The sequence below is a fragment of the Accumulibacter sp. genome, assembly GCF_036625195.1.
GTDB lineage: Bacteria > Pseudomonadota > Gammaproteobacteria > Burkholderiales > Rhodocyclaceae > Accumulibacter.
On record NZ_JAZKUG010000001.1, the window covers coordinates 3,534,410 to 3,557,756 of the forward strand.

Here is a 23,347-nt window from a genome sequence, read left to right on the forward strand (position 1 = left end):
GGAGACCTGCCATGCCCGAGTACCTAGCTCCCGGCGTCTATGTCGAGGAAACCAGCTTCCGCGCCAAGTCAATCGAGGGCGTCGGTACCAGCACCACCGCGTTCGTCGGGCCGACCCGCAAGGGCCCGTTCCGCGCCACGACGGATGCCCAGGAAGTGCCCGAAATGCTCACCAGCTTCGGTGACTTCGAGCGCATCTACGGTGGCATCTCGGACCTGGCGCTGACCGGCGGTCCGTCCGGCACCAACTTCCTGGCGCACGCGGTGCGCGCCTTCTTCAACGAGGGCGGTTCGCGGCTCTACGTCTCGCGCGTCGTCGGCGCTGGCGCAGCGACAGCCAGCGGCGAGATCACCCCGGCCGGTACGGCCGCGGCCGAGGCGGCGGCCTTCGTCGCGCGCTTCCCGGGCAGCATCGGCAACGGGGTCGTCGTCGTCCGCGAGGTGCAGACGCCGGTCGCGGCGACGGCGATGGCCAACGCGCCGACCGGCACGCTGCTGGTCACCGGCACCGGCGGCACCACCGCCTTTCACCTCAAGGTCGGCAACGACTGGCATCCGGCGACCGATCCGGCGGCCGCCGCCGAAGTCGCCGCGACGCTCGCCGCCGACACGCCGCGCATCGTCAGCCTGCTGGTGGTGGCGATCGATGCCGATGGCGAGGATCTGAGCTTCGAGGGTCTCGGCTTCGACCGCAGTCATCCGGCCTGGGTCGGGCACGTGATGTCGGCGACGCCGGCGCGCCGCGCCGATCATCTGCAGAACATGTTCGCCATCACCATCGGCGGCAACGTCAGCGCACTCGAACTGCACACCGCGCTGTTCACCGGTGCGACGACCAACGCCGCCGGCCAGCTCGAGCGCAGCATCGCCCTCGCGGGCGGCCTCGACGGTGCGGCGCCGGTGGCGGCGAACTACTCGCTGGCGCTCGGCGAACTGTCCGGTCTCGAGGACATCTCGATCGTCGCCGCGCCGGGTTCGTCGGCCTACGCCGAGACGCAGGCGATCAACAACCTGCTGATCGCGCACGCCGAGTCGCGCCGCGCCTACCGCATCGCGGTGCTCGACCTGCCGCGCGACCAGACGCCGGGCCAGGCGCGCACGCTGCGGGGCCTGATCGACTCGCGCTACGCGGCCGTGTATTACCCCTGGGTGGTGGTGCCGAACCCGCTGGCGCGGCCGGGTCGCGAGGACATCCCGCGCGAACTGGCGCTGCCGCCATCGGGCTTCGTCAGCGGCATCTATGCGCGCAACGACGTCGAGCGTGGCGTCTGGAAGGCGCCGGCGAACGAGGTCGTGCGCGGCGCGCTGCGCTTCGAGATCGACGTCAACTTCGCGCAGCAGGAGATGCTCAACCCGCTCGGCGTGAACTGCCTGCGCTATCTCTCCGGCCGCGGTTTCCGCGTCTGGGGCGCGCGCCTCGCGTCGTCCGATCCGGAGTGGAAGTACGTCAACGTGCGTCGCTACTTCAACTACCTCGAGTCGTCGATCGACCGCGGCACGCAGTGGGCGGTGTTCGAACCGAACGGCGAGCGGCTGTGGGCGAACGTGCGGCAGACGATCGCCGACTTCCTCTACAACGAGTGGCGCAACGGTGCGCTGCTCGGCAGCAAGACCGAGGAAGCCTATTTCGTCCGCTGCGACCGCAGCACCATGACCCAGAACGACCTCGACAACGGTCGTCTGGTCTGCCTGATCGGCGTGGCGGTGATCAAGCCGGCCGAATTCGTCATCTTCCGCATCGGCCAGAAGACCGCCGATGCCCGTGCCTGAGCGAGAGGGACTGAACAATGGCTGAGCGAATCACACCCTATGGCGCCTTCAACTTCGTCGTCAGCTTCGACGGCGGCGAGGAGTTCGGCGGCTTCTCCGACGTCTCGGGAATCGGCACCGAGGTCACCATCGCCGAGTACCGTGCCGGCAACGACAAGGAAAACCACGTGCGCAAGGTGGCCGGGGTGCACAAGGTCAGCGACGTGACGCTGAAGCGCGGCATCGTCAATTTCGACAGCCTCTGGGCGTGGATCAACGAGACCCGCACCGCCGGCCCGGCGGCGCAGAAGACCGTCGCCATCAACCTGCTCGACGAGGCGCACAACCCGGTGCGCACCTGGCTGCTGCGTGGCTGCATCCCGATGAAGTACACCGGGCCGACGCTGGCCGGCAAGGGCGGAGGCGACGTCGCCCTCGAGGAGATCGTCCTCGCCGCCGAGGGCTTCGAGATCGAGGCCTGAGGCCGGGTGGCCTAGACGATGAACGGGCTCTCCTTCGAAATCGCGCCGCCGGCGGCAGCAGCCGACCCGAACCGGGTCGACGTCGCCTGTTTCGTCGGCTTCGTCGGGCGGCGGTCGACGCCGCTTCCCGACAGCGTGCGGGCGGCGCTGGCGGCCGCCGGCTGGATCGGCGGACCGTGGGCGCGGCCGGCGGAGGAGATCGAAAGCTTGTTGCAGGTGCCGGTGGTGGTCGACAGCTGGAATGCCTTCGCCGCACTCTACGATTGGGCGGCGAGGCCGGTGGGCAGCGGAACTCGCCGCTGCGCGAGCTATCTCGGCGCCGCCGTGCGCAGTTTCTTCGCCAACGGCGGGCGGCGGGCGGTGGTCGTCCGCTGCGGCGATCCCTGGCCCTACCTCGAAGCGGCCGGTGGCCGCGCGGCGCAACGCGCGGCACGGCTGTCCGATCTGCTGGCGCCGGCGGCGACGCCGCTGGACCCCACGACCTGGCGCGGCATCGGCCATCTCGCCGGTGTGCCCGAGGTGAGCTTCGTCTGCCTGCCGGATCTGGCCGACATCTGTGCCGCCGAACCGGCGATCGTCGATGTCGCCGTGGAAGCGCCGGACTCGCCCGAGGTCTTCGTCGAGTGCTCGGTCGATACGGCGCCGGCCGTCGAGGAAGACGTCGGGCTGCGCGACCTGGCGCCGCCGCGTGCCGACGACGACGGTTTCGTTGCCTGGCGCGATGCGCTCGGCAGCGCCCGCGAGCAACTGGCGCGCCGTCATCGCGAGATGCTGCTGCTGGCGGCGTTGCCGTTGCCGCTGCGCGATGCGCGCAATGCCGCCGCTTGGGCGCAGGCGGATTTCCTCGCCTATCTCGACGCGGCCGGCCTGCTGGCCGCGCCCGACAGCAGCAACGGCGGTCGCGCGCTCGGCAGCGCCTTCGTCCAGCTCGCCTGGCCGTGGCTGCGGACCCGCTTCAGCAGCGACCTGCCGGGGACGCTCGAGCCGCCGGATGGTCTGTTCGCCGGCGTGCTGGCGGCGAACGCGCTCGCCCGCGGCACCTTCCGCTCGGTCGCCGGCAACCGGCTGCCATCGGTTTCCGGCAGCGAGCCGGTACTCTCGTGCAGCGGCATCGCCGCGACGCCGGCCGACCGCCTGGCGCAACGCGTCTGCCTGGTCGCTGCGTCGCCCGATGGCTGGGTGCTGCATTCCGACGTCAGCGCCAGCGGCGACCTCGCCTGGCGTGCCGGTGGCGTCACCCGCCTGCTCGGCGCGCTGCTGCGTGCCGCGCGGCGCAGCGGCGAGGCGGCGCTCTTCGAGGCCAGCGGGCCGGCGCTGTGGCGGCGCCTCGAGCAGGGCCTCGGGCAGTTGCTGACCGCCTTCTGGCGTGAGGGTGGCCTCGGCGGCGCATCGCCGCAGGAGGCTTTCAGCGTCCGCTGCGACCGCAGCACGATGAGCCAGAACGATCTCGACAGCGGCCGCCTGCGCGCCGAGATCAGCATCCTGCCGCTGGCGGCGGTCGAGCGCATCACGGTCGTTCTCGATCTCACCGGCGGTGGCGTTGCCGCGGCGGCGAGCGAGCCGCTGCGTGAGGTGGCGTGATGAACGACCTGCCGCTGCACGTCTTCCGTTTCCATGTCCGCTTCAGCCAGCAGTCGCTGGCCAACCCGAGCGGCGCCGCGGTGCCGCTCTGCCAGGGTGCGTTCTCGGAGTGCACCGGACTCGAGGCGACGATGGAGCCGAAGGTGATCAAGGTCGGCGGCAGCAACTACGGCGCCGTGCAGCGTGCCGGCCCGGTGAGCTTTGCCACCGTCGTCCTCAAGCGTGGCATGAGTGACACGCGCGACCTGTGGAACTGGTTCTCCAAGGTCGGCGCTGGCGCCTATGCCTATCGCCTGCAGGTCGAGATCGAGATGCGCAACAGCGCCGACGAAGCGGTGGTGCGCTGGGCACTGCGCCGCGCGATGCCGGTCAAGTTCAAGGCCGCCGACCTCAATGCCAAGGGCAACGAAATCGGCATCGAGGAACTGCACCTGGCCCACGAGGGCCTGGTCCTGGTGAGCTGAGGCCGGCGATGCCCGAGTTTCCCAACGACCTCAGCGACACGCCCGCCACCTTCGAGACGATGACCGGCCCGAAGGTGACGGTGCCGGTGCATTTCAATCCGGCGAGCCTGCAGCACACGGTGTCGAACACGCTCAAGGAAGAGGGCCAGGGGGCGAAGAAGAAGCAGTACGTCAGCCAGACGACCGCCAAGCTGACGATGGACGTCATCTTCGACACCACCGACACCGGCGAGGACGTGCGCATCACGACCAACAAGATGGCGCAGCTGCTGCAGCCGGTACCGGAAGGGCAGAGCAAGAAGGTGCCGCCGCTGGTCAAGTTCAGCTGGGGCGCCTATTCCTTTACCGGCATGGTCGAGCAGTTCAAGGAGACGATCGACTTCTTCGCTGCCGGTGGTCTGCCGCTGCGCTCGTCGATCAACCTGACGCTGTCGAGCCAGGAGGTCAGCTTCGAGGGCGGCACGAGCGGCGACCAGGCTTCGGTCGACGCCGACCTCGCTGCCGAGCCGGTCGTCGTGCCGGACGACGAGGGCCCGCTTGGCGGGCCGCAGGGTGCGGCGAACAGGGCCGGCGATCCGCGCGCCGCGCGCGGCATCGCTGCCGCCAATGGCGCCGCGAGCCTGCGCTTCGGCGGCGGTGGCGGGCTCGCCGTCGGCGCTTCCGCGAGCGTCGGCTTCGCTGCCGGGGCCTCGGTCGGCGTCGGCTTTTCGGCCGGCATCGGCACCTCGGCGGGGGCCGGTTTTTCTGCCGGGGCGACGGCCTCGGCGGGCGGCGGCGTCAGCCTGCTGCCGGCGGCCGCCTTCGCCGCTGGTGGCGGCGCCGGATTGAGCATCGGTGGCGGCGCCGGACTGAGCGTTGGTGGCGGTGCCGGGGTGGGAATCGGTGCCTCGGCCGGGGCAGGAATCGGTGGCGGTGCCGGCGTCGGGATCGGTGGCGGTATCGGGGTGGGGATCGGCGGCGGCGCCAGCCTGAGCATCGGTGCGGCAGCCGGCGTCGCGGCCGGCGGCTCCTTTGCCGGGCTGCGGGTCGAGAGCAACCCGACTGCGCGCGCCCTGTCGCCCGGCCGGCTGCTGCAGGAGTCGGCGAGCATCTCGAGTGCCGGCAAGGTGGCCGTCGGCGGGCGCCTGCTCGACGGCGGTGGCAGCGGCCTGAAGGCCGATGTCGGTGGTGAAGCCGAGTTCGTCATCGGTGCGCGTCAGTAACGGAGAGCAAGGGGATGCCGATCAGGATCGAAGAGATGCAGGCCGAAGTCAGGTCGGAGCGGCCGGAAGCACCGGCGGACAGCGGCGCGCCGGCGGCTGCGGCGGCGCGCGAGCACGAGCTGCTGCCGGGCCTGCTGCGCGAACTGGCGCTGCGCGACGAGCGCCGGCGGCGCTGGCTGGCGGATTAGGGAGCAGGGCGGCATGCCGGTCGAGACCTCGGTCAGCCGCGCTGCGGTGTATCGTGCCCGGCCGACGCTGCGGCTGGCCGGGCAGGAGGATCTGCGCGCCTCCGAACTGCTCATCGGCATGCGCATCGAGGAGTCCGAAGGCGGCATGACGAGAGCCGAGCTGCGCTTCTCGAACTGGGCGAGCACCACCGACGGCAACGCCGAGTATGCCTTCGAGGATGGTTCGCGGATCGCGCTCGGGACGGCGATCGAGGTCTACAGCGGCGACGAGAGCCAGCCGCGCGAGCTCTTCCGTGGCGTCGTCAGCGGCCTCGAGGCCGACTTCGCGCCGGGGGCGCCGCCGGAGCTGGTGGTGCTTGCCGAAGACGCGCTCGGGCGGGCGCGCATGGCGCGCCGCAGCAAGGTCTACAGCGACATGTCGCCGGCCGACGTGGTCAACGCGGTCGCCGGCGAACTCGGACTGCGGCCTTCGGTGCAGGGACTGAGTGCACCGACCGGCACCTGGGCACAGCTCAACGAGAGCGATCTCGCTTTCCTGCGGCGGCTGCTCGGCCGTTTCGATGGCGACCTGCAGATCGTCGGCGACGAGCTGCAGGTGGCGCCGCGCGGCGACGTCCGGCGCGGCGAACTGAACCTCGAGCTGCACGGCCAGCTGGCGCGCGCACGCGTCGTGGCCGACCTGGCGCAACAGGTGACGAGCGTCAGCACCGCCGGCTGGGATCCGGTCGGCGGCAGCGCGGTCAGCGGTGAGGCCAGCAGCCTGGCGCACGGCGGTCCGGGCAGCGGCAGCAGCGGCGCCGACTGGCTCGGACGGGCGCTGGCGCCGCGGCACGAACACATCGCCAACCTCGCCCTGGCGAGCGCCGCCGAGGCGCAGGCGGTTGCCGAAGCGGCCTTCGACCAGCGCGCGCGGCGCTTCGTCCGCCTCGAAGGCGTCGCCGAGGGCAATGCGCAGTTGCGCGTCGGCACGACGGTCAGCGTCAGCGGCCTCTCCGGCCGCTGGGACAACAGCTACTACGTCGTCGAAGCGCGTCACCTCTACGACGTTCGCGCCGGCTATCGCACCGAGTTCGTCGGCGAGTGCGCCTGGCTGGGAGACGGCTGATGGACCGCGCCTGCCATTTCCAGCCCGCCGCCGGTTGGCTCAACGGCGCGCAACTGGCGCGCGTCGTCGACCTCTCCGACCCCGAGCGGCGCAACCGGGTACAGGTTCGCCTGCTCGCCTTCGACGGTGTCGACGGGCAGGACGCGCCGCTCTGGGCGCGCGTCGTCTGTCCGTTCGCCGGCGCCGACCGTGGCGCCTTCCTGATGCCGGACGTCGATGACGAGGTGCTGGTGGTCTTCGTGCAGGGCGATGTGCGTCATCCGCTGGTGCTCGGCGGGCTGTGGAACGGCAGCAGCGCGTCGCCGGCCGATCTCGGCGACGAGGGCAACCGCTTCAAGCGTATCCGCTCGAAGAACGGCGTCACCATCACCCTCGACGACCAGCAGGGACAGGAGAAACTGCAGCTCGAAACGCCGGGCGGGCAGAAATTCACCCTGTCCGACGGACCCGGCAAGGTCACGCTCGAGGACTCGAACGGCAACAAGGTGGTGATGGAGGCGGCGCGGATCAGCGTCACCGCCAGCGCCGAGGTCAAGGTCGATGCGCCGCAGGTCAAGGTCAGCGCCGGCATGGTGACGGTCGATGCGGCACTCGCCAAGTTCTCGGGCATCGTCAAGTGCGAGGTGCTGCAGGCGACCTCGGTGGTTTCCACCAGCTACACACCCGGAGCGGGGAACATATGGTGAAGCATCACGAGGTGATCCTGTCGGCGCCGCGCGACCTCGCCGATGGCGGCGCGCCGGCGATCCTGCAGCGCAGCGACGAGGACTTCATCGAAGCGGTGCTGGCCGGCCTGCGCGACGCCGGCGGTCGTGTCGCGCTGCGTGCCAGCCTGGCACAGCCCGCCAGCGTCGCCAGCGGCAGCGATTCGCGAGCGCGCGGCAGCAAGGCGAGCGGCCGCGACCTGTTCAACACGCTGCGCGGCGCCAGCCGCAAGCTGGGTCTCGCCGGCGGCCGGGTGGCGGCCGTGCCGGCGGCGAGCGCGCAGGACGCGACGGCGCGGCTCGAGGAGATCCGCCGTGCGGCGGCCGGCGAGCAGGTGCTGAAGCTGTTCCAGCCAATCCAGAGGCAGTTCCACCTGGCGGTGATGGAAGCGCGCTGCGATACGCCGGGCGAACCGCGCATCGATCCGCAACGGGTCGATGGCGCCGGCCTGGTGATCCGTCGCCTGGCGCGCGACGCCGGCGGGCGCGAGCTGAAGCAGGGCTGGATGCGTTCCGGCGACAGCCTGCGCGGCTGGGCGCGCGTCAGCGCCGCCGCCGACGGCGCGGCCAGCGGCAACCGGCACGATCCCGCCGCGCTGCGCCGCCTGGACCGGCCGGGCACCGGGCAGCCGGTGCTCGACGACGAGGTGCGGCTGCTGCTCGCCGCGCAGGAGGACGCGCTGCTCGACGAAGCGGTGGTGCCGATGTTCCTCGCGCCGCCCGACGTCTGCGCGGCCGCCGGCGCGACGCTGTTCTACGGCCTGGTGCCGACCACCAGCAGCGAGAAGGCGGAGGGCGGTGCGCCGCGCTTCGACGAGCAGGCCTTCGGTGCGGCGAGCAGCGACTTCAAGGCGCACCTGGTCGGCCCGCTGCGCGGTCTCGCCGACAGCCTGCCGCGGCCGGGGCGCTCGCTGACGCCGGACTTGGCGGCGATCGCCGGCAATCCCGCGGACAGCGACCAGAGCAGCATGAAGCGCCTGCTGCTGCTGCTGCGCCAGCTGGCGGTGGAGTTCGACGCCTTCGGCGACCACGCCGAAGGCGAGGCGCTGCAGACGCTGCTCGACGGCATCGCGCTGCCGCTCGCCGATGCGGCCGGCAAGCCGATCCCGGGCAGTACGCCGGCGGGCGTTTTTCTGGCGGCGGCGAGCCGCATCCTGCTCGATGGCGAGTCGATCTCGCCAGCGCCGACGATCCCGGCCGCCTGGCCGGGGCTCGACGGCACGCGCAGCGCGGCGCTGGCCGGCGCGCTGTCGGCCTGCCTGCAGCGGCGCTTCGACGCCGTCAGCGGTGTCGCCGGCCGCTTCGACGACCCCGCTGCGCGCTATGTCCTGCGCGCCTTCGTTCGCCTCAAGCCCGAAGGGCACTGCCCGCAACGCACGGTGTGGGGCGACTACAGCCCGCCGTTCGTCATCGCGCCGTGGTACGAGGGTGGTGGCGCGCCGCCGGTGCAGGTGCCTCTGCCCGACCCGAGCGATCGCGAGATGCTGAAGAAACTGGTGCCGAACGTCGCCTTCACCGTGCCGGCGTCGCTGCAGAACCTGCTGACGGGCGATCCGCTCGACCTCATGGAGGGCAAGAAGCCGGCCGACAGCGGCCTCAAGCTGGGCTGGATCTGCAGCTTCAACATCCCGATCATCACCATCTGCGCCTTCATCGTGCTGAACATCTTCCTTTCGCTGTTCGACCTGTTCTTCCGCTGGATGATGTTCATCAAGATCTGCATCCCGTTCCCGAAGAAGGGAGGGGGAGAGTGATGAACAGCCCGTTGCCGCGTCCGCTGCTCGGCTGGCCGCTGTTCGCGCTGCCGGACGAGCATGGGCGGCTCGACTGGCCCGATCTGGAAGCGAGCGTCCGGCAGTCGATCCGCGTCATCCTCAGTACCCGTCCGGGCGAGCAACTGATGCGCCCGGAATTTGGCGCCGGACTCGACCGCCTGCTGCACGCCCCGAACAACCTGGCGACGCGGCGCCAAGTCCGCGACTGGGTGATGGACTCGCTCGCTCGCTGGGAGCGCCGCATCCTGCTCGACCGGGTCGAGGTTTTCGAGGTACCTGAACAGCCCGCCGAACTGCGGCTGGAGATCGCCTATCGACTGGCCCGTTCCGGTACACCGGCGGCGCTGGCCGTCACCGTTCGCCTGGAGGAGGGCTGATGCCGATCCTGCCACCCCGTCTCGACGACCGCAGCTTCGACGATCTGCTCGAGGATCTGCTGGCACGCATCCCGGCGCACACGCCGGAATGGACCAACCCGCGCCTCGGCGATCCCGGCCGGACGCTGCTGGAGCTCTTCGCCTGGCTCGGCGATGCGCTGCTCTATCGCGTCAACCTGATTCCCGAACGACAGCGGCTGGTTTTCCTCAAGCTGCTCGGCCAGGGCCTGCGGCCGGCGCGGCCGGCGGCGACGATCGTCAGCCTGGCGTTCGCGCAGCCGACCGAACTGAGCGGGCTGACGCTCGCCGCCGGCGCCCGCATCAAGGCGCCGCTGCCTTTCGAGACGCTGGCCGAGACGACGCTGCTGCCGGTGGCTGGCGAGGCGTGGAGCAAGCAGCCGCTCGCCGACGTCGAGGCGGCGCGTCTCGAGGCGGTGATCGCCGGCCTGCAGAAGGTGCACCGCATCGACACGGTCGCCAAGGGCTACCTGGCGACGCCGCTCTTCGTCGGCGGCCAGGCGGCGAGCGGCGACGGCGTCGATGTCTTCGCCGACAGCGTCGACCGGGCGCTCTGGCTGGCGCTGCTGGCGCCGGTCGCGCAGCGGCCCGAGCAGCAGGCGGCGACCAACGCCGCCGCGCGCGCGGCGCTCGGCGGCGGTGACAGCGGGGCGACGGCACTGCTGTCGGTCGGCGTCGTGCCGGCGATCGCGGCGCCGGCGCTGTTCGAGGAAGTCGGGCCGCGCGCCCGCGTGCCGGTGCTGTGGGAAGTGGTGACGCGCGCCGCCGACGGCATCAACGCCGATTACCTCAGCGTCGAGCCGCTGCCCGGCGAGGTCAACGACACGACCGCAGGACTGACCCGGCCGGGCGTGCTGCGCCTGCCGATGCCCGACGAGTCGCTGCTCTGGGCACCGGTCAACGACGTCGGCGAGAACCCGCGCGCCGGTGTCGGCGACAATCCGCCGCGCATCGACGACCCGGAGAAGGCGGCGCGCCTGGTCGGCTGGCTGCGCCTGCGGCCGCGGCCGGGAAGCGGCGTCGCCAGCCTCCGCCTCGCCTGGGTCGGCATCAACGCCGTTGCCGTCGATCAGCGCAGCACGCTCGGCAGTCGCGTGCTCGGCGTGTCGACCGGTGCCGCCGACCAGGTCTTCCGTCTGCCGACCGGTTCGGTCGATGTCGACACGCTGCAGATCCAGGTCGAGGAGCCGGGTCGTGGCTACCAGCCCTGGCAGCGGGTCGATGACCTCGCCGCGATCGCTGCCGATCCGCTGGTGGCGCGCGAGGCGGCGGTGTTCGAGGTCGATGCCGAGGCCGGCAGCCTGCGTTTCGGCGACGGGGTGCGCGGCCGTGTGCCCGAGCGGCAGATGCGGGTCCGCCTCGCACACGGGCGCTTCGGGGGCGGTCGCGCGGGCAACCTGCCGCCGGCGAGTCTGAGCGAGGTGACGACGGCGCGCCTCGTCGGCACGCAGCGGCCGCTGCCGGCGATCAAGGTCCTGCAGCCGCTCGCCAGCGAGGGCGGCGAGGACGCCGAGACGCTGGCGCGGGCGGAACAGCGGATCCCGTCGCTGTTGCGGCATGGCGAGCGGGCGGTGACCGCTGACGACTACCGCCGCCTGGCGCAGGAGGTGCCGGGGACCGACGTCGCGCGTGTCGAGGTGATGCCGCGCTTCAAGCCGCGCGAACGGCGCTTCGGGGTTCCCGGCGTGGTCAGCGTCATGGTCCTGCCGGCGCGGGCCTTCGGCAAGGCGCCGAACCCGCGTCCCGACCGTCCGTTCATCGAGCGCGTGCATGCCCACCTCGAGCAGCGCACGCCGCTCGCCACCGAACTCTACGTCATCGGCTGCGAGTACGTGCCGCTCGGCGTCGCCGTCGCGGTGCGGGTGCGCGACGGCTTCGGCCGCGAGGCGGTGCTGTTCGAGGTCCGCGAGGCGCTGCGCCGGCTGCTCTGGCCGCTGCCACCGTACGGTGCCGGCGGCAGCGGCTGGCCGCTCGGGCGGACGGTGCGCGAGCGCGAGCTGGAGGTCGAGGTGTCGCGGGTGGCCGGGGTCGCCGAGGTCGGCGGCATCAACCTCTTCGAACGTGTAGACATCGACGGTCGCGGCCAGTGGCGGCTGCTGACGCGCAATACCACCGACGGCAGCCAGTCGCTCGAACTGACGGCATGGCAGTTGCCCGAGCTGCTGAGCGTCGTCGCGGTCGACGACAGCGCGGCTGGTGGCGGCGCGCCGGCCGACCTGTCGGCGACGGCGAATCCCTTCGCCGACGAGGCCGCGGTGGCGGTGCCGGTCGTTCCCGAGGTGTGCTGATGGATGCCAACGGCCAGCGCTTCTGGTTGCTTGCCGATTACCGGCACTGGCCCGGGCGCAGTCACGTCGACTACCGCCCCGGTTGCCGCGCGCTGCGACTGACCAGCGAGCGTGCGCTCGGCGCAGCCGTCGCCGACGCGGCGACGATCGCGGCGGCGGCGCTCGAGCGGCTGCCGCGCGCCGTCGACCGGCAAGGCGCCAGCGCGCACTGGGACGAGGCGGCGATGGCGATCGTCGCGCGCAGTCACCTGCCGGATTCGGCGCGCACGCTGCTGCTCGGCGAACGGCCGCAGGACTTTGCCGCCGGCTTCGACGACGTGCTCTACGTCGCGCTTGGCGAGCGCGTGCTGCTGCACGACCTGCGCGGCCGCTGGCGCGATGTCGTCCTGCCGACGCCGGGCTTCCAGCCGTGGCGGATCGCCGCTGCGGCAGCCGGCGGCGTCTGGCTGCTCGAGCGCGCGAGCGGCCGCATCGCCCGCCTCAGCGGTTGCGTGCAGGCCGAGCGACCGGCAGCCGACTACGCGGCGACGACTTTCCGGCCGCTGGCCGAGAACCCGACGCCGCCGACGCTGAACCTGTTCGATGCGGTGCTCTGGCCCGCCGGCGAGCGGCCGCAGGCGATCGCCGCCGCGCATGACGGCCTGCTCGGCATCCTCTCCTGGGCCGGTGATGGCGAGAGCCGCCTGCGCCTGCTCGACCCGCGGACCGGCACCCTCGGCGTGGCGCAGACGCTCGCCGGAGCGAGCTTCGCCTATGCGCTCGACTGGCTTGCCGACGGCCGCATCGCGGTGCGGCTGCCGGGCCGGCGCGACGTGCCGGTGTGGCTGCCGGCGGTGGCGGCGAGCAGCGACAGCGTCCTCGAGGCGGGCGGCGACATCTATCCGCTCGCTGCCGATGCCGAGGAGGCCGCCTTTGCCCACCGCCTCGACGAGCCGCCGCGCTACCCGCTGCGCACCGGTGGCGTCGAACCGCTGCACCGGCTGTCGGTGGCGAACCTGGCGCGGCGCGGCGAGGCGGCTAACTTCTCCGCTACCGACGTCCACCTGCTCGACAGCGGCGATCAGCAGACCGTCTGGCACCGGCTCTTCGCCGAGGCACGGCTGCCGGCGGGCTGCGGCCTCGTGGTCTGGCTGGCGGCGACCGCCGAGCCGAGTCCGGCGACGGCGGCCGAGTGGCATGCACACGTGTTCGGCGAGGTGGCGGCAGAGGCGCTGCCCGGTGGGCCGCTGCCGCGTGCCGTCTGGGAGCGGCAGCCATCCGAGTTGCCCGGTCACCCGGGACTCGGCGCCTGGGGTGCACCGCAGGCCGGCCGCGCCGGGCTGTGGTCGGTACTGATCCAGCGGGCGCAGCGGCGGGTGCGCGCGCTGTCCGGGCGCTACCTCTGGGTACGGGTCGAGTTGCATGGCGACGGTCGCGATTCGCCGGAGCTGGCGGCTCTGCGCGCCTACGCTGCACGCTTCTCCTACCGTGATCATTACCTGCCGCGGCTGTACCGCGAGAGCGAGTTCGGCGCTGCCGCCGAGTTGCCCGGGTCGTCCGTGGCGAGCGTGGACACGTTGCTCGCCGCCGATCTCGATGCGGCGATCGTCCCCGCCGCGCTGCGCGCTGCGCTGGCGCTGGGTGAGGCGGCGCGGGTCGAGGTGACCGGCGCCGGCAGCCTCTGGCAGCTGCGTGACGGCCCGGCGAGCTGGACGCTGCGTCGCGAGGCGGCGGCGATCGTCGCCTATCGGCCGCAGGCGACGCCGGCGGATTTCCTCGAGCGCCTGCTTGGCAACGTCGAGGGCGTCCTGACGCCACTCGAGGATCGCGTCGCCGCGGCACACCTGTGCAGCGATCCGGCGGTGGCGCCGGCAGGCTCGCTCGACTGGCTCGCCGGCTGGATCGGTGTCGCCTTCGATGCGGCGTTGCCGGAGGCGCGGCGGCGCGAGTGGCTCGCGCGCGCCAGTGAGCTGGCGCTTCATCACGGCACCCGCCGTGGGTTGCGCCTCGCTCTCGACGTCGCCAGCGACGGCGGCGTGCGTGGCGGCGAGATCATCGTCCTCGAAGGTTTCCGCATGCGCCGCCTGCTGAGCACGCTGCTCGGCGTCGACCTCGCGGTGGCGGACGACCCGCTGCTGCCCGGCCTGGTGATCAGTGGCAATTCGGTGGTCGGCGACACGCTGGTTCTCGGCGAGGCCGAGCGCGTCGAGTTGCTGGCGCTGTTCCGCGGCGAAGTCGGCTCGCCGGCCGAGCAGGAAGCGATTCTCGCCTTCTATGATCAGCTCGCCTACCGCGTCCTGGTGCTGGTGCACCAGACGGTCGCGGCGCAGGATCTCGGGCTGCTCCGCCGCATCGTCGAGCTCGAGTCGCCGGCGCACGTCGAGGTGCAGGTGGCGACCGCCACCTGGCCGCTGCTCGTCGGCATCGCCAGCCTGGTCGGCGTCGACACCTACCTTGGCCCGCCGCGGCAGCGCTTGCCGGCGCGGGCAGAGGTCAGCAGCCTCGGCAACGGGGATCGCGTGCTCGGCGTCGGCAGCCTCGACCCGCGCCTGTCCGGTGCCAGCGGCGAGGTCGCCGGACCCGCCGCCGTGCGACCGGTCGCGGTCGCCGGACCCGACAGAAGCGTCGCGCATGGGCGCTCCTTCGTTCTCGACGGCGGTGGCTCGACGGCGGCGGCCGGTCGCCGCATCACCGAATATCGCTGGCGCCTCACCGAGTAGGCGCCGGCACGGCAGCACTTCAACCCGACCCAAGGAGCCCGACATGGCCGATTTCATCATCAACAACGAAGTCAGGACCGACACCCCGACAGTTGAGGTCACCATCGCACCGAGCAACCCGCTGCCGCTCGGCCGCCACACGTTCCGCCTGGTGGTGGTCGATGACTCGGGCAACAGCTCGATTCCCGACGAGGTCACGGTCATCGTCGCCGATTCGCAGAACCCGACCGCCGTCCTCTCGGCGCCGCGCAGCGTCGGCTTCGGCAGCAGCTTCAACCTCGACGGCTCGCGCTCCTTCGACGCCGGTGGCGGGCGCGTGGTGAGCTACCTGTGGACCTACCTCGGGCAGCCGTGAGCACGGCACCGGAGGCGATGCCATGACCACCTTCGTCCGCGGCCGCACGCTCAGGACCAGCGACGCGACGGCGGTGGTCGACGCCGGTCTGGCGGTCGGCACCCACCGCTTCCAGCTCGAGGTGCTGACCAGTGACGGCCGCCGCAGCGCGCCCGATGTCGTCGACATCGTCATTGCGCGCGTCCCGGTCGGTCCCGTCCGCCCGCAGCTCACGACCGGTGGCAGCGGGCTCGTGACACCGGTGGTGACGCCGGTCCGGCCGAACCGTGTGCCCGCTCGACCACGTGCCAGCAAGCCGCGCAAGTCGGCCCAAGACAGGAGCGAAACATGAACAGCCCTCTGCGCCCGCCCGCGGACGATCCGCTCTACGCGCTGCCCGACGCATCTCGGCCGCACTACGCCACGGGCATGCTGCTCGACGCGACCGATTTCGCCGACGAGCAGACCTATCACCGCAACCGCCTCGCCCGCGCGTTGGCCTTTGCCAGCGGGGCGGGGGCACGCCTCCTGCCGCCCGGAATCGACCCGGCGACCGCCGGCGCCAGCGGCCTCTTCGCCGGCGGCACGCTCGCCGGCCTGCGCGTGCGGCAGGTGCCGGCGACGGCGACCAGCGTCGAGGAACTCCGCATTGCCCCCGGGCTCGCAGTGGACCGCCTCGGTCGTCTGGTGGAGCTGCCGCGCGCGGTGTGCCTGCGCGTCGAACGCTGGTTCGATGGCGAGTTGCAACGCGATGGCGGCGACGGACTGCGCCTGGCGGCGCTCGACGACCCGGGCCGCTTCGCCAGCGCGCGACTGCTCGCCGATGGGCCGGCGCTGGCGGCGCGGGCGGTGATCGCCGATGTGTTCATCCGTTTCGTAACCTGCCGCCAGGCGCTGACGCCAGCCTTCGCCAGTGGCCCCTTCGATGCGCTCGACGCGGTGCAGACGGCGCGTCTGCGCGACGCCTGGGAAGTCCATCTGGTGCTGCGCGGCGATGGCCTCGACGACGGTTTCAACGGACTGCCGCAACAGGATCGCGACCTCTCGGCGTTGACTGCCGGCGAACGTCGTGCCGCGCTGCATGACGCGGTCCTCGATGGCTGGCCGGAGATCACCGCCAGCAGCAGCGTGGCCGGAGAACTGGCGCCGCCGCCCGGACATCCGCCGGGCCTCGATCCGACCGCGGTCTTCCTGGCGCGGGTCTTCCTTGCCGTCGCCGCTGGCGATCCACCGGCGCGCGCTGGCGATGCCGTCGTCGACAACGGCGGCCGGCGCGTGCTGCCGCATCTCGGCCTGCTCGCCGGCGCTCTCGGGCTTGGCGGATGAACAGCAATCACACTGGCGCGGCAAGTGGCGCCCTGGAGGACGAGTCATGAACCTGAGCACTGGCGAAAGCCGCGTGAACCTGGCACCCGATCAGGTGGCATCCCTGAGGACTGCCGGCGTGCTGATCGAGGATCCGCGCCGCGAGCGGCCGCGCTACTTCGACGGCCGCTTCCTCGCGGCGCGTGACCTCACCCGCGACCAGGAGTACATCCTCACGCGCGAGGCCGATCTCGGCCAGGCCGCGGGCAGCGGCGTCGCCCGCGGCCTCGACGTCGAGCGCGGCAGCGCCGGCGACCGCGTCACCATCACGGCCGGCCATGGCATCACGCCGGCCGGCGAACTGGTCCTGCTGCCACGTCCGCTCGAGCTGCGTCTGGCCGACGTGCCGCGGGCACAGCAGTTGACGGCGCGCTTCGGCCTCGGCAGGCGGCCGCAGCCGCCGCTGCGCAGTCGCAACGGACTCTTCGTGCTGGCGCTGCGGCCGGTCGAATTCACCGCCAATCCGGTCGGCGCCTATCCGACGTCGATCACCGGGCAGCGCACCGTCGAGGATGGCGATGTCGTCGAAGCGACCGCGGTCGTCCTCGTGCCGTGGCAGGACGATGGTGCCGCCGATGCCCTGGCCGCCCGCCGCGGGCGGGCAGCGGCGGCGATCTTCGGCGGCGACGGCGTCCGCGGCGTGTCGGCCAACGTCCTGCCGCTGGCCATGCTGGCGCTGATGAACAACGTCGTCGTCTGGCTCGACGAGGCGCTGGTGCGGCGCGAACTCGGTGCCGACCGTGCCGACCTGCCGGGCCTCGGCCATGCCCCGCGGGCGCTGCGCCTGGCGCATCTGGTACAGCACCAGGTACACCTGGCGGACATCCTGGCGGCGAGCGGTGGCCGCGGCTTCGCGGCGCGCGAGAACTTTCCGCTGCTGCCGCCGGCGGGGCCGATCCCGGCCGGCATGATCGACAGCCGCGACTTCACGCAGCGCTACTTTCCGCCCGAGATGGCGGTCGATTTCTCGATCATTCCGGAGGACGAGCTGCCGGCTCTGGTCGAGGAGTCGCTGAGCCTGCCGCCGATCGACCTCGAGGCCTCGTCGGCGACGCTCGAAGCGACCGCCGTACTGATCCTGGCGCCGGTCCCGCGGCACGAGTGGCGCGCCGTCAGCAACCGGCTGAGCAGCCGCATCCTGCCGCTGCGGCCGGCGGCGATCAATCTCGTGGCAACGCGCAAGCCGCTCGAGATCCTGCAGCAGTTACGGATTCCGCGGCTGCCGCCGGTGATCTCGCCGGTCGACCCGGCACAGGCGGAATGGGCACGGCTGGCGGCGCTGCCGACCCTGTGGTTCGTGCGCCGGCGCAATCTCGCCTACCGCGATGATCTGGCCGGCGAGGCCATCCGTGTCGCCGGTCGCGACCTGGTCGACCGGGCGGCGCCGCGACTTGCGGCGCTGGGTCTCGAGACGGCGCTCGGGCGCCTGCTCGAGCGCTCGACACCGCGCGCCGCGCTGGAGATCGAGAGCCTGCTGGCCAGCCCGCGTTTCATCGAATCGCCGGCACTGACCGCCGCCGCCCTCGGCGAACTCGGCCAGGCGCAGGCGCTTGACCAGGCCGCCGTGTTGCGCGTCGCTGCCGACCTGTCGGCGCCCGGCGTCGGTGATGGTCTCAGTCGTCTCGAGCGCGCACGGCCGGACACGGTGCCGAGCAAGGCAGCGTTGCAGGAGCTGGCTGAAGGAGGCGACTGGCGTACGGCCGACGCCGCGGCGGCGCAGGCGCGCAGCGCGCAACTGTCGGCGATGGCGCGCAGCGTGCTGCGGCCGCAAGCGCTGCGCAGCGCTGCAGCCGAGGAGCCGCCGCCGGCTGCGCCCGCCGCGGCGCGCAAGCGTTCGCCCGAAGTCAGCACGGCCGCCGGCGAGAAGGCCGCGACGACGCCTTCCGGCAGGCGCCGCAAGACCAGCACGGCAGCCGGCAAGAGCGAAGGCGATGGGCAATGACTGAAGGAGGTGGACCGTGAGCATCACACCGATTGCCAGGCCCCTGTCGGGCGAGCACCTCGTCGGCCTCGCGCCCGAGGATGGCGCCGACGCCAGCCGCTGGTGGCTGCGTCGGCCGAACCTGTTTGCCGGCCGCACCCTCACCGGTCCGACGCTGTCCGCTCGCCAGGACTGGGCGGCGCGCCATGTCGCGCTGCGCGGGCAGGCGTTCACTCCCGGGGTCGTGCGCGGGCTGGAATGTTCGTTGTTCAACGACGCGGGCGGTCTCGCCGGTACGCGCCTGGCGCTGCTGCAGGGGCAGGGGCTGGCGGTCGACGGTGAAGACGTGCGCGTGCCGCAGGCGATCGAGGTGGCGCTTGCCGACTTGCCGGTGGTTGCCGATCCGTCGGCCTTCGCCGGCATGGGCGGAGCGGGCGGCGGCGCCGGCGGCGTTGCCGGCAAGATGGTCGGCCCGGCGCTCGGCGCCGTCGTCGGTGCCTCGCCGGCGGCCCTGCCGCGGGTCGGCATCCTCCTCCTGCAGCCGGTTTCGGCGGACCGCATCGGCGAGTTCGATGCCACCGATCCCTGCGCACTCGACGGTTGCGGCAGCGGCAACGTCGTCGCCTTCGAGGACTGGCGGATCGGTGATGCGGCGCGGCTGCTGTGGTACGCCTGGCCGGAGGAGTTCTTCAGTCTGCCGGCGATGCCGGCGGGAATGCCCGGCCGCTGGCGCAACGATCTCGCCTGGCGCATCTTCGACGTCGAGGCGGCGCTCGGTCCGGATGAGTCGCTGCCCTGGGAACTGTTCGGCGTGCCGCTCGGCCTCGTCGCCTGTGCTGACGACTGGACGCCACTGTTCCTCGACCGCGCGAGCGTCGTGCGCAGCGGCGGGCACGCGCGCCATGGACGGATCGGTGGCATTGCCGGCGGGCTGGACATCCACTGGCGGCTGCCGGCTCTCTGGCAGGCGCGCCTCGAACAGCTGGCCGAGCAGATCGCCGCCGCGGGCGACACCGCGCCGGACCCGGCGACGCTGGCGGCCGATTATGCGCGCCTGCCGCCCTTCGGTTTGTTGCCGGCGAACGTCGTTGACCTGGCCAACCTGTCGAGCGATTTCTTTCCCGGAAGTTTCACGCTCGATGCGGCGCCGCTGCCGAGCGAGCAGCTCGATGCCGCAGTCGCCGAAGCGGTCTCGCTGGCGCCGCTCGACCTCGCGCTCGGCGAGCGCGTCCGCCTGCTGGTGCCGGTGCCGCAGGCGGTGTTCGAGCCGCGCCTGCTGATCCGCGAAGTGATCGACCCGGAGTTCGCCGCCACCCTCGCCGAGTTCGTCCTGCGGCGCGCCCGGGCGCTCGGCAGCCGGCAGGGACTGCGCAACCGCGCTGCCGTGCTGGCGCGGGCGATCAGCGGCAGTGCGCTGGCGGTGCCGGCGATCGCCGACGATGCCGAAGCACTCGAGACCGAGTCACTGGCGCCATGGGGTCCGCCACCGGCCGGCGGCGGCCACCGCTCGTCGCTGCGCGGCGGCACCCACCAGCACTTCTTCGAGGCGGCGAGCGAGACCCTGGCGGTGGCGGCCGGCGACCAGCTTTTCGCGTGGGTCCATCTCGATCCCGACAACCCACCACGGACGCTGATGCTGCAGTGGCATGCCGGTAACTGGGAGCATCGTGCCTACTGGGGCGAGAACCTGATCGCCTGGGGTGCCGATGGCAGCGCCGGGCGCCTGCGTGCCGGCGACCTGCCGCCCGCCGGTGAATGGATCCGGCTGCTCTTGCCGGCCTCCCTGGTCGCGCTCGAGGGGCAAGCAGTCGACGGCATGGCGTTCACGCTGCAGGACGGTCGCGCCGCGTTCGCGATGACCGGTGCAGTTGCTGCCAGCGGCAGCGAGCGGAAGTGGTTCTGCAGCGTCCTGCCGACGGGGGCGATCCAGAATGGCGACGAGCGTTGGGAGTTCATGACCCACAACGACCTCTGGGCTCCCTTCGAAGCCTCGACGACGGTGCTGCCGGTCGACGGCAGCGGCGCACCGGCGGGCGGCGGGCATGTCGAGCCGCCGCTGCCGGGGCTGCACCAGCACTTCTTCGAGAATGCCGGCGCCGCGTTCACCGCTGCGGCCGGCGAGCGGCTCTACGCCTGGGTGTATCTGGATGCGAACAATCCGCCGACGCAACTGATGCTGCAGTGGCGCAGCGGCACGAGCTGGGAGCACCGCGCGTTCTGGGGCCTCGACCGCATTGCCTGGGGCAGCGCCGGAACGCCTTCGCGGCGGCGGATCGGTGCGCTGCCCCGGCCGGGGCGCTGGGTGCGGCTGGAGGTTCCGGTCGATGGCGACAGCGGTGTCGGCGTCGCCGGCACGGCGCTCAACGGCATGGCGTTCAGCTTCTTCGACGGCAGCGCCGCCTTCGGCGCTGCGGGTGCGCTCGGTACGACCGGTGGCGAGCGGCCCTGGTTCTCCGGTGCCCTGCCGGTGGGCGCCACGCCGCGTGGCGTCTGGAGCTTCCTGCAGCCACGCGAGCTGCGCGCGCCGACGACGGCGGCGGTGAACGGGCAGGTCGCGGCAGCGCTCGCGCTCTACGACGACCCGGCGCTCGCGCACCTGTCGGCGCAGGAGCGCTACCAGATCTTCGCGCGCGGCCTCGAGGGCTTCATCGCCTACCTCAAGAGCCGCGCGGACCGCGCCGATGATCTCGTCGACTACAGCTTCGTCAAGGTGCAGACGGACATCTACCGCGTCCGCCAACTGGTCCTCGGCACCACCGCGGCGACCCGGCTGGCGATCTCGCCGGCACTCGCCAGCATTTCCCGCGCCGAGACCGCGGTGGCCTCGAGCGAGCGTATCGCCGGTTTCTTCGAGGAGCTGAAGGGCGCCTCGCTGCAGCCCCGGGGGGATTTCGCCGGGTCCGCCGGGGGGGCGGCGCCGACGACGGCATCCGGCGGTGCGGGCGACTTCGCTTCGACCGGCAGCATCTCGCTCGCGACCGCGGCGGACGGCGCCCAAGCCAGGGGCGTGGCTGCCCGGGCCTTCAGCTTCGCAGGCGGCGGCACCCAGGAGGTGCGCCTGAGCGGTGGCAGCAGCCAGGAGTTCCTCCTCGCCGGCGGCAGCCAGGAACTGCGCCTCGGCGGCGGTGCCAGCGAGAACCTGCAGATCGGTGAATCGGCGAACCTGCGACTGGCCGACACGGTGCAACTGGACAACAACACGATCACGCGTGCCGCGACGCAGGCCGAGCTGTTCTCGAGTGGCAGCAGTTACCTGCCGTACGACATCACGCACGCGGCGCCGCTGATCGGCAAGGCCGAGGTGCGCACGCTGAGCATCGCCGACCGCCTCGAGGCACCGAAAGCGAACGAGGCCAAGGACTACACGACGTCGACGCGCTACGAGGCGGTGCGCAGCCTGATCGCGTTCGCCGATGCGCTCGAGGTCGAGGACGGTGGTGACAGCGCCGGGCTCTTCGACGGTATCCAGTTCAACGGTGTGCGTGGTGACCCGGCGCTGTTCTTTGACGCGGAAAGCCAGGTCAGCGGTCCGGACGCCCGCCCGCTGCCGGTGGTCGACAGCAGCGATGCGCAGGAGCAGGCGGCGATCAACGGCCTGCGCCGCAGTCTGCCGCTCGCCACCGTGCTGCGCGAGCGCTGGCGGCTGCCACTGATGCTGCAGGCGCCGCGGCGCAGCAAGATCGATGAGTCGGCGTATTTCGCCGACGGCGCCGATCTCTCCGACAACACGGTGGCGCTGATGCGGCAGCTCGAAGGTCGCATCAAGCTCTACCGCGACGCCATCCGGCGCAGCCAGGCGGTCCTCGACGAATTGCGCGGGCAGGCGGTGACGCTCGAGCAGCGGTTGCTGGCGGTTGGCGGGACGCTTGCCGAGGCGCGCCATGACGTTTCGGTGACGCGGGCGCTGATCGCCGAGGAGGAGGCGCGGCTGGCGGCGATCAACGAGCGCCGGGCGCAGGTCCTGCGCGAGCATGTCCGCTTCATCGCCTACCAGCGGCCGCGCGAGGCGGAGCTGATCGTCCCGGCGGCGCTGCGGCAGCTCGACCCCGGCCTGCTCGAAGCGCCGGTGCCGGCCTGCCTCAGGATGCATCAGGCGGCGCCCGACGAACTCGCCGAACTGCTGGCCGTGGTGCGCGAGGCGCCGGCACGCTGGTTCGCGGCGGTGCCGGCGCTGCTCGACCGCCTCGACCGCGTCGACCTGCTGTTGAAGACCATGCAGTCGGCGCAGTTGCGCAGCCAGATCATGCAGCTGCGCGTCGCCGCGCAACCGGCTGCCAGCAGTCCGCCGCGCGGCGTCGCGGCGGCGATCGGTGCGCTGCAGCGCCGGCAACTCGTCTCCGTGCAACAGTTGCGCGCAGTGGCGACACGCATCGATCCGGCGCTGATCGGCCGCATGGGCTGGCAGGGGGCGCGCGCCGAGGCCGAGAAGGTGGTCTCGCTCGGCGACCTGATCGACGGCGAGCATGGCAGCGGCGCGGTGGCGAGCCAGGCAGCGAGCGTCTTCGAGCAGATTTCGCGCATCGCCGCCTGCCTGCACGAGTCCTTTGCCGAGGTGCTGCCGTCGATCCGTCTCGACTGGGCCGAACGCCTGTCGCAGTTCGACGCCGCGCCGCGTCTGCGCAACCTCGCCGGCCTGCCGCGCTGGGGCGAACTCGAGTACGCGACGCGGCGGCAGCTGCAGGCCTATGCCGACTGGCTTTTCGGCCAGATGAAGGTGGCCGAGCCGGGTGGCGAGGGACTGATCAACGACCTCGTGCACATGTGCCTGCTGCTCGCCAGTCACGCGCCGGTCAACCGCATCATCGCCGGCCGCCTGCCGGCGCCGGTGACGGCGGTGCCCGGAGTGCGCCTGCCGGTGCGCGTCAGCGACGGCCTCAAGCTCCGCGTCGGCATGCAGGCGCTGGTCTACCAGGCCGAGCGCGTGGTCGCGCGGGCACGCGTGGACGATCTCGCCAGCGGCGAGGTGCAGACGACGATCCTGCAGGTCGACGGCAACCGGCTCGAGCTGGCGGCCGAGACACGGGTGCAGTTCGTCGCTGCCGACAGTCCGGTGGCGATGAGCGCGGGCCGTCTCGACCGTGTCAAGATGAGGTAGG

The 23,347-nt window shown here is 72.2% G+C and carries 17 protein-coding genes; all 17 read left to right on the forward strand.

Annotated elements, in window-relative coordinates:
* Positions 1 to 11: 11 nt before the first annotated feature.
* From V5B60_RS15580 to V5B60_RS15660, 17 genes are read left to right on the forward strand one after another with little or no spacing between them, the layout of a single operon-like run.
* Positions 12 to 1,769 carry a phage tail sheath family protein gene (locus V5B60_RS15580; protein ID WP_332347950.1) on the forward strand — a complete coding sequence of 586 codons (1,758 nt, stop codon included), beginning with the start codon at positions 12 to 14 and terminating at the stop codon, positions 1,767 to 1,769.
* Between the two features lie 17 nt (positions 1,770 to 1,786).
* Entirely contained in the window at positions 1,787 to 2,230 is a 444-nt protein-coding gene (locus V5B60_RS15585) for a phage tail protein (RefSeq protein WP_034942934.1), read from the forward strand.
* Between the two features lie 18 nt (positions 2,231 to 2,248).
* Positions 2,249 to 3,811: a phage tail protein gene (locus tag V5B60_RS15590; RefSeq protein WP_332347953.1), complete on the forward strand. Its 1,563-nt coding sequence runs from the start codon at positions 2,249 to 2,251 to the stop codon at positions 3,809 to 3,811.
* The gene (locus tag V5B60_RS15595; protein ID WP_332347955.1) at positions 3,811 to 4,275 is read left to right on the forward strand and encodes a phage tail protein; all 465 of its coding nucleotides are present in this window, start codon (positions 3,811 to 3,813) and stop codon (positions 4,273 to 4,275) included. The genes V5B60_RS15590 and V5B60_RS15595 overlap by 1 nt, the downstream gene beginning before the upstream one ends.
* Before the next feature lie 8 nt (positions 4,276 to 4,283).
* A complete protein-coding gene (locus V5B60_RS15600; RefSeq protein ID WP_332347957.1) occupies positions 4,284 to 5,477 on the forward strand; it encodes a hypothetical protein in 1,194 nt (397 codons plus the stop codon).
* Between the two features lie 14 nt (positions 5,478 to 5,491).
* Positions 5,492 to 5,665 (forward strand): hypothetical protein, encoded by a 174-nt coding sequence (locus V5B60_RS15605; RefSeq protein WP_332347959.1) that lies wholly within the window; start codon positions 5,492 to 5,494, stop codon positions 5,663 to 5,665.
* Between the two features lie 13 nt (positions 5,666 to 5,678).
* On the forward strand, positions 5,679 to 6,770 hold the full coding sequence (locus V5B60_RS15610; RefSeq protein WP_332347961.1) for a phage late control D family protein: 1,092 nt from the start codon (positions 5,679 to 5,681) through the stop codon (positions 6,768 to 6,770).
* A complete protein-coding gene (locus tag V5B60_RS15615; RefSeq protein WP_332347962.1) occupies positions 6,770 to 7,456 on the forward strand; it encodes a phage baseplate assembly protein V in 687 nt (228 codons plus the stop codon). The genes V5B60_RS15610 and V5B60_RS15615 overlap by 1 nt, the downstream gene beginning before the upstream one ends.
* Complete coding sequence (locus V5B60_RS15620; protein WP_332347964.1) at positions 7,450 to 9,228, forward strand: hypothetical protein; 1,779 nt, start codon at positions 7,450 to 7,452, stop codon at positions 9,226 to 9,228. The genes V5B60_RS15615 and V5B60_RS15620 overlap by 7 nt, the downstream gene beginning before the upstream one ends.
* Positions 9,228 to 9,626 carry a GPW/gp25 family protein gene (locus V5B60_RS15625; RefSeq protein ID WP_332347967.1) on the forward strand — a complete coding sequence of 133 codons (399 nt, stop codon included), beginning with the start codon at positions 9,228 to 9,230 and terminating at the stop codon, positions 9,624 to 9,626. The genes V5B60_RS15620 and V5B60_RS15625 overlap by 1 nt, the downstream gene beginning before the upstream one ends.
* Positions 9,626 to 11,932, forward strand: a complete 2,307-nt coding sequence (locus V5B60_RS15630) for a baseplate J/gp47 family protein (protein ID WP_332347969.1) — start codon at positions 9,626 to 9,628, stop codon at positions 11,930 to 11,932. Before V5B60_RS15625 ends, V5B60_RS15630 begins: the two co-directional genes overlap by 1 nt.
* Positions 11,932 to 14,631: a phage tail protein gene (locus V5B60_RS15635; protein ID WP_332347971.1), complete on the forward strand. Its 2,700-nt coding sequence runs from the start codon at positions 11,932 to 11,934 to the stop codon at positions 14,629 to 14,631. The genes V5B60_RS15630 and V5B60_RS15635 overlap by 1 nt, the downstream gene beginning before the upstream one ends.
* Before the next feature lie 43 nt (positions 14,632 to 14,674).
* Positions 14,675 to 14,986 (forward strand): hypothetical protein, encoded by a 312-nt coding sequence (locus V5B60_RS15640; RefSeq protein ID WP_332347973.1) that lies wholly within the window; start codon positions 14,675 to 14,677, stop codon positions 14,984 to 14,986.
* 22 nt (positions 14,987 to 15,008) lie between these two features.
* A complete protein-coding gene (locus V5B60_RS15645; protein WP_332347975.1) occupies positions 15,009 to 15,317 on the forward strand; it encodes a hypothetical protein in 309 nt (102 codons plus the stop codon).
* Positions 15,314 to 16,291 carry a hypothetical protein gene (locus V5B60_RS15650; RefSeq protein WP_332347977.1) on the forward strand — a complete coding sequence of 326 codons (978 nt, stop codon included), beginning with the start codon at positions 15,314 to 15,316 and terminating at the stop codon, positions 16,289 to 16,291. Before V5B60_RS15645 ends, V5B60_RS15650 begins: the two co-directional genes overlap by 4 nt.
* A 46-nt stretch (positions 16,292 to 16,337) precedes the next feature.
* The gene (locus V5B60_RS15655; RefSeq protein WP_332347979.1) at positions 16,338 to 18,272 is read left to right on the forward strand and encodes a hypothetical protein; all 1,935 of its coding nucleotides are present in this window, start codon (positions 16,338 to 16,340) and stop codon (positions 18,270 to 18,272) included.
* A 16-nt stretch (positions 18,273 to 18,288) separates the two neighbouring features.
* Complete coding sequence (locus tag V5B60_RS15660) at positions 18,289 to 23,346, forward strand: hypothetical protein (RefSeq protein ID WP_332347981.1); 5,058 nt, start codon at positions 18,289 to 18,291, stop codon at positions 23,344 to 23,346.
* The last annotated feature ends 1 nt before the right edge of the window (position 23,347 follow it).